The sequence below is a fragment of the Caldimonas sp. genome, assembly GCF_046291045.1.
GTDB lineage: Bacteria > Pseudomonadota > Gammaproteobacteria > Burkholderiales > Burkholderiaceae_C > Caldimonas.
The window spans coordinates 49,409-62,473 of the sequence record NZ_JBKBSL010000001.1; the positions used below are offsets into that span (position 1 = coordinate 49,409).

Here is a 13,065-nt window from a genome sequence, read left to right on the forward strand (position 1 = left end):
GCCAGGGGCAGTTGCGCCCTCAAGGGCTCTCGGTTGATGGTGGATGCAAACATGACCCGCTCGGTGTTCGGCCTGATTCTCGTGAACGTCCTGCTGACGTCCCTGGCCCAGGTCATCCTGAAGGCGGGCATGAGCGCCGACGCCGTCCAGGCCAGCCTGGCCCACGGCGCCCGATGGTCAACGGCCTGGGTCGTGGGAAGCAACCCGCTTGTGCTCCTCGGCCTGGCCATGTACTTCGCCAGCGCCGTGATCTGGCTGCTGATCCTGGCACGCGTGGAAGTCAGCCTGGCCTACCCCTTCGTGGGACTGGGTTTTGTCATCACCATGCTGCTGGGCTGGTGGATCCACGGCGACACCCTGAGCCTAATGCGCGTCGGCGGTACCGTGCTGATCGCCGTGGGCGTGGCCGTGCTGGCCCATAGTTGACTCGGATGGATGCTGTGAATCGCAACGTGCCCCTTTGCGTCGATTGCGACGGCACCCTGCTGCGCACCGATCTGCTGCATGAAGCCGTCTTCCTGCTACTCAAGAGTGCACCGTGGAAGGTCCTGCTGCTTCCGTTGTGGCTGTTGAAGGGCAAGGCCTACCTGAAGGACCGCCTGGCGCAGGCTGTGTCGTTTTCCTGGGGAACCTTGCCGCTGAATGACGATGTGGTCGCCCTGGTGCGCGAGGCCAGATCGGAAGGGCGAATCGTCGTCCTCGCAACGGCCTCGCACCACTCGCAGGCCCAAGGCATCGCGCGCCACCTCGACCTGTTCGACGAAGTGCTGGCGTCGGACGCGCAAGTGAACCTCTCGGGCGAACGCAAGGGCCACGCCCTGGCTTCGCGCTTTGGCGAGCGAGGGTTCGATTACGTGGGCAACGACCAGGCCGACCTTCCCGTCTGGTCGCGCGCCCGCAAGGGAACGGTGGTCTCGGCCAGCGAGTCACTGGCCGATGCTGCGCGCCAGGTCACCGACGTTGAGCGTGTCATCGCACCGCCCCGCCCGCGGATCAGGACCTACCTCAAAGGCCTGCGGGTCCATCAATGGCTCAAGAACCTGCTGGTGTTCGTGCCGCTGGTGGCTGCACATGCCTGGGACTCTCCCCAAGGCATACAGGCCGCCCTGCTGGCCTTCGTGGCCTTCAGCCTGTGCGCTTCCGCGGTCTATGTGTTGAACGACCTCGTCGATCTCGAGTCCGATCGAGGCCATGTCCGCAAGCGGAACCGGCCGTTCGCGTCGGGCCTGATCCCGATCTGGCAGGGCAGCCTGATGGTGCCTCTCCTGCTGGCCGCGGCCTTTGGCGTGGCGTCCCTGCTGCCCACCAACTTCCTGCTCGTGCTGGCTTTCTACTTCTGCCTGACCCTGGCGTATTCGCTGTTCCTCAAGCGCCGGGTCATCGTCGATGTGCTGATGCTGGCCGGTCTCTACACCCTGCGGGTCATTGCAGGCGGCGCCGCCACGGGCATCGTCCCATCTTTCTGGCTGCTCGCGTTCTCGATGTTCATCTTCCTGAGCCTCGCCGTGGTGAAACGCTACTCGGAGCTCCTCATCACCTTGCAGCAGCACAAGGATCAGCCGGCGGGGCGTGGCTACACGGTCCAGGACCTGCCCGTGCTGATGTCGATCGGCACCGGGTCGGGCATGGTGGCCGTGCTGGTGTTTGCGCTCTACATCAACAACCCGGAAATCACCCGGATCTACCAGAACCCGCTGTGGCTCTGGCTGGTTCCGCCACTGCTGCTGTACTGGGTCAGCCGCCTGTGGATGAAGGCGCATCGCGGCGAGGTCGATGACGACCCGGTGGTGTTTGCGGTCCGGGACTGGCAGAGCCTGCTGGTGGTGGCTCTTTCCGCGGCGCTGTTCCTGATGGCCTGATGAGTGGCCGCCGCCTCACTCGGCGCGTTCGTAGACCAAGGTCCAGTGTCCATACCACCAGCTGTTGAGCCGGCTTCTGTAGACCCTGCGCAGACCCTGTTCCTGGACCCAGGCATCGACCGTCTCGGGCCCCAGTTGATGCACCCACTGCCTGGCCATCACCAGATCGTGCATCTGGTTGGCGAAGGCACGCCAACGTGGCCGCGCGACCATGTCCTTGATGACCAATCGTCCTCCGGGTGGCACGCGCTCGCACAGGGCGGCCACGAACGAGCGCTGATGGGCAGCGGGCACGTGGTGAAGGACGTCCACAGAGGTCACGACGTTCCAATGGCCCGCGGGAATGCCCTCTTCGATGGAGCGCACCTGGAAACTCAGGGAGGCTGAGAGGCCCGCCTTCTGCGCCGCCCGGTTGGCAGCCTCGATGGCAGGCACCGACACATCGAAGCCCAGCGCGTCGCGGATGCGCCCCTGCTGCCCGAGCAGCAGCAGGAACAAGCCTGCACCGCAGCCCACGTCCAGCACGCTGGCACCTGCAGGAATCTGTTCCATCACGTCGCCGAAAGGGCAGATGTGGGGCCTCAGCCCCTGAAGAAGGCGGATCTTCGTGTTGGGCTCGGCCTGGTACAAGGCGCGTGCCTGGGCCGACAGGGCCGCCGTGCTGAACTGTGGTGACAGAGAGGGCAGATTCGTGTCCATGAAGCGAGGCCTTCGGAGGTCAATGCGGACGCAGAGCCTGCTGGGGCTCCTGCATGGCGTGGCTGGAAGGGGACGGCTTGCGCCAGCGATGCAGGAGGCTGGCCATCCCGATGCCGAAGAACATCGCGATCTGGCCTGCGAAGTTCAGGTGATAGCGATCCTGGGACACCACCACGCTGTGGAGGGCGGTGTAGAACAACACCGTGAGCACGACCGGCGAAACCAGTACACGCCAGACTCCGTCGCGGCGCATCAGCGTCCACAGGCCATACAGGCTCACGAGGAAAAGCGCCGCCCAGGTGATTTGCGTGAAGCGCTTGAACCACAGGACGGACGCCTCCCCGAAACGCTGCGCGATGCCCCCGGCATTCCAGCCCACCCCGATCGATTCGTTGCTGTAGAGCAGGAACACCTTCTTGACAGCCCGCATGGCAAACGCCACGGGTTCGGCCAGGATGTATTCGCGAGCCATGGCCCCCAGCACACGGGCCTGTTCGTTGTCCGGCAACTCGGCGATGGCCGCCGGCACGTCCATGTGGCTGCCCCCCGTCCCGGGTGTGTTCCCCATCCACAGGGTGATGCCGCCGTTGGTCGAGATCAGCACGAGTTCGTCGTAGAGCTGGTAGTTGCGCCAGGCCCAAGGGGCGATCAGCACCGCCATGACCAGCCCCGACACCAGCGCAACACGCAACTGCTGGCCCAGGGCCTGGCGGGGACGCGGGGATGACAGCACCAGGGCCAGGCCGTAGACGGCAGGCAGCAGGAGCGCCTGAGGGCGCACCAGCGCCGCCATCCCGAGCAGCACACCCGCCAGCGCTCCTCGCTTCCAGGTCGAGCCGCTCCGCGCAGTCCAGGCGTCGAGTGCGGCCACGGTCAGCAGGGCAAACAGGAGTTCGCTGGCCAGGATGGTGGTGAACATGATCAGCGTGGGCCACAGCGCCAGGAGGCACGCGCACCACAGCGCCGCGGCCTCGCCGTAGAAGCGGTGCGCCACACGCGCCGAGGTCAGGATCAGCCCGACGGAGATCAGGATGTGCAGAACGATCAGGCTCGCGTAGCCATACCCGAAGAGCCAGTACATGGCCGCATACAGGAAGGAGGTACCTGGGGGCCAGAAAGCGAACGGCTGATCCGGGGTCCAGCCGAACACCCCATGCTCCACGAGGTTGCGGGCAAAGATGTCATAGCCTTGGCTGTCGGACAGGGGCACCACCGGGATCAGTACCGCCCAGACCAGTCGAAGCAGCACGGCCGTGAACACGATCCACATCAGGCGCCGCATGTCGGGCCAGGGCTTCTGGTCGAGAGCTTGGAACGAATCTTTCATGGTTGCGCGTCCTGTCGTTGAACGGGGTGCCCCTGAGCGCACAGCAAGGCTCGCACGCGCTCCGGATCCTGGAAGCGGGCCATCTTGCCGAGCAGGGATTTCTTCATGAATGGAAAACCGGCACCGACCAGCTCGATCGGGCGCCGCAGGCAGGGATCGTCGACCGTCGCCCCATCGCTGTACCAGCAAGCCCCCACCGTCATATGCCGGGACGCCCGCCGGGCCAGAAGCAGTTCCTGCGCACAGATCACCTGATCCGCACGGTCGAAGGCCTTGTTGGCAAAGAAGACATCCCGAAGCTGCGCCAGCCGGGCTGCGTGGACCGACCGGAGGATGAAGCCGTAGGACTGCAGATGGTTCTCATTGAGTGCCGAGCCCGTGAATCCCATCAGATCCCAACGCGCCCCGCGCAGGTAGGGCAGCACAGGATGGAAGGGTCCGAACATCGAGTCGTTCAGGATGAGCACATCGGCTGCCGGCGAGCGCTCGGCGATCACCTCCAGGGCCAGGGTGTAAGCGGAGAAGTCGTAGCCTTCCAGAGCCTTCCAGTAGAGGGCATCGGCATAGCGCCTCAGTTCCTCGGGCACCATGGACACCTCAGGCGTTGCGCAGATCACCAGCACACGACAGCCCTCATCACGCAGCCGGCCCAGGGTGAAGCGATGTGCATCACTGAGCACACCTCGCGGCAGAAAGGTGAAGTAGGCCACCCAGCGCTCTTGCGGATCGACCGGCTTGATCGGCGCCGCCGCGGGCCGTGGCCGCTCATGGAAGAGGCGCGCCGCCACGCGCTTGAAGCGGATGCGCAGATCAGGCTCACTGGGCCGGTAGTCCCACCAGGTTTGCAGCCCGGCGACCTCGCCCAACGGCAGCGAGGCGCTGGTAGCCGGCGCAGGCGCCAAAGGTTCCAGCACGGCATTCATGGGCATCACCCACCCAGGACGATCTGCATGGAACGCCCGAGCTGACCGATGAGTTCGCGCTTCTCGCGCATCGGCCGAGGCCCCAGCAAGGTGCGTGCGGCCACGATCAATCCCGAGCTCAGGATGATGGCCTTGGCCGCCCACGCCCTTGCAACCCCCCCGTGCTTGCGGAAATAGCGTACCTGGTTGCGCATGAATTCCGCCCGCCACAGCGGGTGACGCACCACCGAGGCGCTGCCCACGTGGAAGATGCGCGCCTCGGCCAGGAAGCGGATGGGGCGCCCAGCACGCCAGATGCGCAGACACAGGTCCACGTCGCTGTAGAAGAGCGGCATCGACTCGTCGAAGCCGCCGATCGCATCGACATCGCTGCGACGCATCATCAGGCAGGCACCCGGCGGCTGCTCGACGTCAGCCGACGAAAGGTGATCGAAGTCCTTCATCGCCGCGCGGTCCCGGTAGCGCCGCGCGAATTCGAAGCGCTCGAAACCGAACTGATCGATCGCGACTTCGATCAGCTTCGGGAATCGCCGGCAGATGGGCTGCACGGTGCCATCCGGATTGTCCAGGCGCGGAGCGACGGCCCCATAGCCGGGGTTGTGCTCCAGAAAGGCCATCATGCGGCCCAGTGCCTCGGGCGTGACGATGGTGTCGGAGTTCAGATAGCAGATATAGCGTCCCGTCGCCACGGCCGCACCCTGGTTGCAGGCCTTGGAAAAGTACTCGTTGCGCTCGTTGCGGATGAGCACCACCTCCGGGAACTCCCTCTCGATCATGTCGGGAGAGCCGTCGTGGCTGCCGTTGTCCACCACCACCACCTCCAGGCGGCACCCATGGTCCTGGCGCAGCAACGAGCGCAGGCAGTCCCGGGTCAGTCCCTGGGTGTTCCAGGAGGGGATCACCACGGAAATGTCGGGACGTGGAGTGCTGGAGTCCATGGGCGAGGTGCTGTTCATGAGCGTGGGTTGGGATCTTGCCGTTCAGTCCTGGGTCTGCCGGGACCGATGCAGCCATTCGCGAGCCATCCTGGCCAGAGGCAAGCCGAACACGGCAGTGACGAGCAGGGCCTGCAGGAGCAGGCGCCAGGCAGGATGCAGTTGTGCCAGAGCGGGAACCTGGGTCGTCAGCGCGAGGATGGCTGCCACTGCCAGCGCGACAACGGCGGTGTAGCGCAGCTCTGGCCAGAGGTTGAGCAACTCGATGCGCCGAGCCAGGATCGCGGCCAGGGCGAGCTTGATGAGATCGGACAAGGCAGCTGCCCACACGGCGCCAATGAGCCCACCCCAGGCGATAGCCGGTAGCAGCAGGACGCAGAAGGACACCACTTTGGTCCCGTTGACCGCCGCCACCCAGTGCGCCCTCCCGCTGGCCAGGAACGCAGCACCGTAGATGCCGTCGATGATCGCAAACCAGGCCCCGACGGAAAGGATCATGATGAACGGCCCTGCCGCCGCGTAGCGGTCGTCGTACGCCAGATCGACAAAGCTCTGAGCACAAACGATGGCAGCCGTGACGAGATAAGCACCCGCGAGCAGCATCGGCGGCTTCGAGCTCGCCACCACCTGGGCCAGGGGTTCCTTGCGGTCGAGCATGCGCGCATACAGCGGAAAGGCAATCACGGTTTGCAGCCTTCCCATGAGCATGGGCGTCATGATCGCCAGGCTCGCCGCGATGGCATACACGCCCACCTGATCGAGAGGGAACAGCCGCGCGAAGACCAGCTTGTCGATCTGCAGTGCGAAGAAGCTGATCACCGTGCTGAGGAACACCCACTTGCCGAAATGCACGATGTCCCACACGGCCGAACGGTCCCAGCGGAATCGATTGCCGGGGCCGGGAAGGGCAATGTGGCTGAGCAAACAGTGGATCGACATCGTGACGATGCCACCCAAGGCCATCGCGAGGACCGAGCGCGTCCACCACGCGGTCAAGAGCATTGCAGCCATACCCGCAAATTGCGCAGCCAGTTCGATGAGCGTGACCCGAGCCAACTCGACGTGCCGCGTCGCGGTTTTGAGCTTGGTTGACTGAAAGGACTCCACCAGCATGCCAACCGCCACCAGTGGAATCAGCCACTGAAGATCCCAGGCCGCCGGATCATTCTGAGCGTAAAAGGCAGCCAAGGGCCATGCCAGCGCCGTCGCCAACCCAGCCAGCACAATGCCTCGGAGCACTTGCAGCGTCCATGCCGTGTCAAGAAAGTCTCTCTCATCACCCCGCTTGTTCTGAACGATGTTGGGACCAAGACCGATGTCCGAGAACATGACCAGCCCTTGCATGATCGCAGCGACGATGGCCATCAATGCAAATGCTTCCTGAAATAGCAGCGCAGCCAGGAGAATATTGCCGGCCAATCGCCCAATCTGCGACAAGCCGAAACCAAGCAGTACCCAGGCTGTGCCACGGGCAACCCGCCCCCCAAGGTCCTTCGACTGACTTGCGCTAGGTTCTGAACTCGGCAGCGATGCCGCCAGCTGTGAAGGCTCAGCCATGTGTCATGGATTCAATATGTGCCATGTTGCTGAAAGGTACCGGGACACGCGTAGGTCTGCCCCATACTCGAAGCCTCACGGCTGTGGGCCGTCTGCGGTTGGGTCTCAGGCGACGCCGCCTGCATCAGGCGAACGAAGGTGGCACAAAGTGCCAGCAAGAACCAGTAAAAGGCAGGGATCACCGTGATGCTGCTGACCGTCGCGATCGTGATAGCAGCGCCGACCAGTGCTCCCAGCAGAGCCCGCCCCACACCTTGCCGAGACTCTCCCCGTGTGCCAGGCTTGCGCAGCAAACGCCATACCAGGAAGCCCGCGCACAGGAACGGTGCAACGAACAGGAACAGTCCCACGGCACCCGAATACAAGGCAACGCCCAGATAGGTGTTGACAACATCGATGATGCCCTGGCCCTGGCGCATCTCCTCCATGGCGGGGTGAAGAAGGTAGTCGGGAAGTCCAAAGATGGGGCTCTCCCAGAAGACGATCATCGATACCACGAACAGTCTTTGCCGGTATTCCACACTGCCCGGCTCCACCGTCCCGACAAAGGGCAGCAAGTCGATGACCTTGGCACCATAGGGGGTGAGCAGCACGATCCCAAAGCCGACCGCGCCCAACATCATCAGCTTGATGGCACGCTTCACGCCGCCAGGTCCAAGAGCCATGGCTGCAAACACCCCAACGGCCGCCCCGACCCAAGGCCCTCTGGACAAGGCCGCAATCAGGCCGCCCACCAGGACGCCAATCAACAAATAGAACTGCCATCGCGATGTGACCGCCTTGCTGAAGGCCAGCCCGAAGATCAAACCGATCATCATCGTGTAGCCCAGCGCAATAGCGTTCAACGACGTGACGTTCGCTCGCAGGCTACCCCCTTCTCCTCGTGTCAGGTACATGGGCAGTACTTCAGGTAATTGCAGTGCGTAGCGCAAGCTCTCGTACACCAACCAGTACCGAGTTGTCTCGAAGACGGCAATCACTGCAGTAATGGAAACTGCCAGCACAAGGGCGGCCATGCACTCCTTGAGATCCTTTTCAGTGCGCAGCGACCGGGTCAACACAAAGTAGGGTAGCCAAATGTCAATCCAAAGGTAAAAACCAAAGCGAAGTGTCCCGGTTGCTGAGTCGAAGGTCCCTCGATGGACGAACGAGAACAACAGGTAAGCCAAGAGCAGTCGATCTATGATCTTCCACGGCTCTATGCTGGGCAGTGGTCCATCCTTTGACAGCCTTAGCGCTGCCGGGAGCAAGATTGCCAAGTTGAGCAACCGAACATGATTGATGTCGAATACGTAGTTGATCAAACCCATCCCTGGAACGGGCTGCTCGAAACCCGGAACGGCTACGATCAGCAGTGCATACAGAGCTCCCGGGTTGCGCTCCTTCGAACCAGCCACGAGCAGCAAGGCACCACACAGGACGATGTAGAGCCAGAAGCTGTGGGACAGGAAAGCCAGAAGCGTGACCGCAAACCACAGTTTGCGCCGCCGGTCGAAATCTTCCGCGGTCATCAACCCGTCGCACAGCGCCCGACGAGCCAGCCAGAAGGCTGGGATCGCGATCCCGAGGATGACAACGAGAGCTCGAAGATGTTCGGGCATGATCGATCACGCGGCCAGGAGGCCCACCTTCGAAGCGGCTAGGACTGCTCGCGTGGGCTCGATCGACGACCGCGCCTCGCATTCACGATGCAGTCGCTCGTTGGGCGGGAACATCGTTCAGCACCGTGCCAGTCACTTGAATCCCCATGGCCTTGATCTCCGCCAGCATGCTGCGGAAGGCATCGACCTTGGTATGGCGCGATCTCGCCACGGCCAGCGCCGCGCCTGCACGGGCAGTGACCAGAATGGCATCATCACCATCGGTCAGCCCCGGCGTGTCCAGGATGACGATGTCGAAACTCGCCCGGGCACTGTTGAGCAGGTCGGCAAAGGTCACATGACCGAGAAGCTCAAGGGGATTGGGAGGCGTCGGTCCCGACGGCAGCACGAACAGTCCCGCAAGTTCGGTGATGTGCACGATGGCTTCATTGCCCGAGCGCCCCGACAGCAAGGTCGACAGTCCGCTGCGGTTGTTCAAGGCGAACATCTCGTGGACCCTGGGGCGGCGCAGATTGGCATCGATGAGCAGCGTTCGCTCACCCGCTTGGGCAAAGACCACCGCAAGATTGGCTGCCAGGTAGCTGCGACCTTCTCCCGGCTGTGCACCCACGACGCAAAGCACCTGGCGCCGTTCAGCTTTGTTGAACCAATGCAGCATGAGCTGGCTGCGCAGCGAGCGAATCCGCTCGGCTGCCTTGCCAAACGGCTCAAAAGCCGCCTCGAGCTCGGCGCTCATGGCTCGCCGATCCTCCGAGGGACGCAAGTAGGGAAAGGCAAACTGCTCGGCCAGCGCGTGCTGCACGTCCTGCGGTGTGAGAAGTCCCAGCTTCACGGCGGTGTCGCCGAACCGCAGATCGTGTTGGCGCTGGGCCTGCAGAACCTGCTCAACCTCCTGCGCAGACAACTTGCCCGCATCGACCAGGATCGCCCCGATCGGCCGGTTCATCCGCTGGACGGACGGCACCACCGAGATCGACATCTTCATCCGCTGGCCCCCGGCAGCTGCAGGGCAGGAGGTGCACCAGGGGGATGGGGGCGAGGAAGGCTTGGGCGGCGCGCAGAACCCGAAGCCCCCGTCCCGAGCGTCCCAATCAAGGGGATGCCTTCGATACCGTCCACATCCTCCGCACCGCGAACGCGGCGATCCCAGAACTCCAGGCCCAGGGCCAGCAGCAGGCCCAAGCCCAAGCCGCCAACCAGCGAGCCCAGCACACCGATCTTGACCTTGCGGCTGGTGTACTCGAGAGGCTCCACGGCGGGGCTGAGCAGACGCAGAATCGACTGGCTGGACTGGCTCTCGAGGTTGAGCAGACTGCTACGCTGGCTCACGGTGTCATAAGCCCGCTGTGCCGTCTCGACGTCGCGCATGAGTACAGCGATCTGATCCCTTGCTGAACGCATCTCGAGAAGCTGTCGCTTCTGCGTCTCTACCATCGCGCGCAGTGCCTCTACCTTCTGGGCACTGGCCCGGCTGGCCACCGCCACGCTGCCCGATACGCGCTGCATTTCGGCATTGAGCTGCTGCCTCAGTTCAGCAATCTGAGCCTCGATCTGGATGCGTTGGGGATGGTTGACGCCTAGGTTACGGCTGATCTCGCTCAGGCGCGTTTCCGCAGCCGTCAACTGGCTCCGTATGGCCTGCACCTGCGCGCTCTGGAGAACGTCTGGCGAGGTTTCCCCCGCATTGCGCTGGCGCCCAAGAACGTCCACCCGTTCGGCCTGGGCCAGCGCGAGCTCGGCCATCAGGGCATTCAATCGGGCCGTCTCCTGATCCAGGCGCTCGTCGGTGACCACGATGCCCTTTTGCTGCTGAAACTTGGACAGCCTGGCCTGGGCCGCCTCCAGTTCCGCTCGCAAGGAACGGGCTTGTTCTTCGAACCAAGAGGCAGACTGCCGCGCTGGCTCGATGCGCATCTCGATGGACACATCGATAGCCGTCTGGGCAATCGCATTCGCCGCCGCAGCCGCCGTGGCAGGATCCACATGCTTGAAACTCACGCTCAAAACATTGCTCCCGCGTAGAGGCTCCACCGTCATGTTGCGTTGGATAAACCCAGCCAAATGCCGCTCCAGCGGGATCTTGCCTCCGGTGTCTTTCATCCAGGCCTCGATAGTGCCAGGATCGTTCTGCATCCCCAGCTTGGTGACGACTCTTGAAGCCACCTTGTCGCTGCGCAGGATTTCCAGCTCGGTGGCCATGCTGAAGGGTGCCGCCAATGGACCCAGCACCGGGTCCGGCCGGACCTCCACGACCAACATGGCATTGGCGGTGTACTGCTTGGGCAAGCTGAGAACGAACAAGATGCCCGCCGACGCCACCGCGACGAACACGGCGAGGATCAACCACTTCCGAGCCCAGAAGATCCGCCAATACTGGATGGGCGTGAGTTGCAGCATGGTGGCGAGCTCAGAAAATCGATTCGCGGACGTAGACCACGTCGTCACGCTCGACGATGTCGGTCAGCTTGAGCTCCAGCACGCGCACGTTGCCATTGGCATCCTTGCGGTGCACACGCATGCCGCGTTCGGTGCCGCGCTGGGTCAGACCGCCGCCTTGGGCCAGGGCCTGCATCAGGGTGGTGCCGCGCTCCAGCCGGTAAGCACCCGGACGCTGCACTTCACCGTAGATGTAGAACACCGGACTGCGGTCAACGAAAAGGGTGTCTCCGTTGGCCACGGCGACGTCGAGATCGGCGCGCCCGCCCTGCAAAACGGCCCGCAGGTCGATCTCTTGCCTGAACGGCTGCCCCTCGCGGGTGCCGGTGAGTGTCACGAGATTGCCCCCGTCTGGGGTTACGCCACCAGCAGCGGCGATCATTTCCGACACTTTGGTGTTGGTGCTCTCGATGGGATAACGACCCGGACGCGCCACTTGGCCCAGCACCGATACTTGGGCACTGCGCACCTGGACGAGCAAAACGCTGACTTGGGGGTTGTTGACAAAGTTGCCCTCGCGCAGCAGCCGCGCGATCTCGGTTTGCGCCGACGTGGTCGATCGCCCGGCCAGTTGGACCGTGCCGACCAAGGGAAATGCGATTTCCCCCAATTCGGAAATCCGCGTCTCCAAGCTGAGATCAGGATTTTGGTAGACGGCGATGCGGATCACGTCTCCAGGGCCCAGGATGTGCTCTGCGCGCTGCGCTTGGGCCCCGGTCCACATCCCCCAAAGGAACGCCAGCAGCAAAAGCAGCCAACTGCGCTTTTTCGTGGGTTTCCTTGGGGGCAAACGACGGGAAGGATTCAACGTCTTCATTTCCAATGCGAAACCCACGACAGGAGGCCCTCGAACGCACCTGCGGCGCCGAGGATCGGAATCGACGCAGCCAGTCTAGCCCTGGGAGGGCTGCGCCAGCCAGCCCCCAAGTAAGGGAGGACGGCCTTACTGCAGCGCCTGCACGCCGGCCAGCAGCCAGCCCTGGTGGCCGTCGCGGGCTTTCGTGAGGTTCCAGATTTCGCGGAAGGGCGAGGCGCCAGCGCTCACTTCCTCGCGGATCATCCCGGAGAACTCGACGCTGGCGAGATAGTGAGCTCCCAAGTCTTCCACGCCGAGCAGCGTGGCCTGCAGGGTGACGACATCGGTGCGGTTGGGCTGGTCCCCCCGCTCGGCAAGCTGCGCGCGCACATTGGCCAACATGTCGTCGGTCATCAGCTCACCCAGGCGGGCGAGGTCGGCGGCGTCCCAGGCCTGCTGCAGGACGACGAAGTTGCGCTTGGCGGCGTCCAGGAAGCCTGCAGAATCGAACCCTTCGGGCACCCCCCACCAGGGACCGGCGCGACGCTCGCCCGCGCTGGCATCGGCCCCCCGTCCGAGGTGCACGCTCGACTCGGGGGCAAAATGCGATGGGTCGTACTCGCTGCTGGCCAGGAAGGAGCGGGCGGCCTCACGCCCCCGCCGGTCGGGGGCCGCCGCCACGGTGGGTTGCCCGGGACCGGCCCGGCGACGCCAGCCCCGCCAGGCCAGCCCTCCCAACAGCACCGCCACACCCAGTGCGAGCAGCCACTCGGCCGCTCCTGTCCCCCATCCCAGGCTGTGGGTCAGCCGCGACAGGCCCAGCCCGGCAGCCACGCTGGTGAGCATGCCCACGTCGGTCTCCGTCTGGGCGTGGCCGATGCCGGGCAGCAGCCCGGACCAGGCAAGCACCAGACGCGGGGGCAGGACTCCCA

The 13,065-nt window shown here is 64.0% G+C and carries 12 protein-coding genes; 2 read left to right on the forward strand and 10 right to left on the reverse strand.

Translation table 11 applies throughout. The annotated features are described in order from the left end of the window. Nucleotides 1-51 precede the first annotated feature (51 nt). Nucleotides 52-426, forward strand: a complete 375-nt coding sequence (locus ACK4ZD_RS00190; protein ID WP_409656986.1) for a 4-amino-4-deoxy-L-arabinose transferase — start codon at nt 52-54, stop codon at nt 424-426. A gap of 5 nt (nt 427-431) precedes the next feature. Next, on the forward strand, nt 432-1,859 hold the full coding sequence (locus ACK4ZD_RS00195; protein ID WP_409656989.1) for a UbiA family prenyltransferase: 1,428 nt from the start codon (nt 432-434) through the stop codon (nt 1,857-1,859). 15 nt (nt 1,860-1,874) lie between these two features. Here the strand turns inward: ACK4ZD_RS00195 and ACK4ZD_RS00200 are convergent, their stop codons facing one another. The 10 genes from ACK4ZD_RS00200 to ACK4ZD_RS00245 all read right to left on the reverse strand — a co-directional run bounded on the left by ACK4ZD_RS00200 (nt 1,875) and on the right by ACK4ZD_RS00245 (nt 13,042). Further along, on the reverse strand, nt 1,875-2,558 hold the full coding sequence (locus ACK4ZD_RS00200) for a class I SAM-dependent methyltransferase (RefSeq protein ID WP_409656992.1): 684 nt from the start codon (nt 2,556-2,558) through the stop codon (nt 1,875-1,877). A 19-nt stretch (nt 2,559-2,577) separates the two neighbouring features. Continuing rightward, the gene (locus ACK4ZD_RS00205; protein ID WP_409656995.1) at nt 2,578-3,885 is read right to left on the reverse strand and encodes an ArnT family glycosyltransferase; all 1,308 of its coding nucleotides are present in this window, start codon (nt 3,883-3,885) and stop codon (nt 2,578-2,580) included. Further along, the gene (locus ACK4ZD_RS00210) at nt 3,882-4,808 is read right to left on the reverse strand and encodes a hypothetical protein (RefSeq protein WP_409656998.1); all 927 of its coding nucleotides are present in this window, start codon (nt 4,806-4,808) and stop codon (nt 3,882-3,884) included. The genes ACK4ZD_RS00205 and ACK4ZD_RS00210 overlap by 4 nt, the downstream gene beginning before the upstream one ends. 5 nt (nt 4,809-4,813) lie before the next feature. After that, nucleotides 4,814-5,764: a glycosyltransferase family 2 protein gene (locus ACK4ZD_RS00215; RefSeq protein WP_409657000.1), complete on the reverse strand. Its 951-nt coding sequence runs from the start codon at nt 5,762-5,764 to the stop codon at nt 4,814-4,816. A gap of 24 nt (nt 5,765-5,788) precedes the next feature. Further along, the gene (locus ACK4ZD_RS00220; protein WP_409657003.1) at nt 5,789-7,300 is read right to left on the reverse strand and encodes an oligosaccharide flippase family protein; all 1,512 of its coding nucleotides are present in this window, start codon (nt 7,298-7,300) and stop codon (nt 5,789-5,791) included. 11 nt (nt 7,301-7,311) lie between these two features. After that, the gene (locus ACK4ZD_RS00225; RefSeq protein ID WP_409657006.1) at nt 7,312-8,901 is read right to left on the reverse strand and encodes an O-antigen ligase family protein; all 1,590 of its coding nucleotides are present in this window, start codon (nt 8,899-8,901) and stop codon (nt 7,312-7,314) included. 82 nt (nt 8,902-8,983) lie between these two features. Continuing rightward, nucleotides 8,984-9,886, reverse strand: coding sequence for a chain length determinant protein tyrosine kinase EpsG (gene epsG / locus ACK4ZD_RS00230; RefSeq protein WP_409657009.1), 903 nt, complete (start codon nt 9,884-9,886; stop codon nt 8,984-8,986). Further along, the gene (locus ACK4ZD_RS00235) at nt 9,883-11,298 is read right to left on the reverse strand and encodes a Wzz/FepE/Etk N-terminal domain-containing protein (RefSeq protein WP_409657012.1); all 1,416 of its coding nucleotides are present in this window, start codon (nt 11,296-11,298) and stop codon (nt 9,883-9,885) included. The genes epsG and ACK4ZD_RS00235 overlap by 4 nt, the downstream gene beginning before the upstream one ends. Before the next feature lie 10 nt (nt 11,299-11,308). Further along, complete coding sequence (epsE, locus tag ACK4ZD_RS00240) at nt 11,309-12,172, reverse strand: polysaccharide export protein EpsE (RefSeq protein ID WP_409657015.1); 864 nt, start codon at nt 12,170-12,172, stop codon at nt 11,309-11,311. Nucleotides 12,173-12,280: 108 nt separating this feature from the next. Next, entirely contained in the window at nt 12,281-13,042 is a 762-nt protein-coding gene (locus ACK4ZD_RS00245) for a Tim44 domain-containing protein (RefSeq protein ID WP_409657018.1), read from the reverse strand. Nucleotides 13,043-13,065 lie beyond the last annotated feature (23 nt).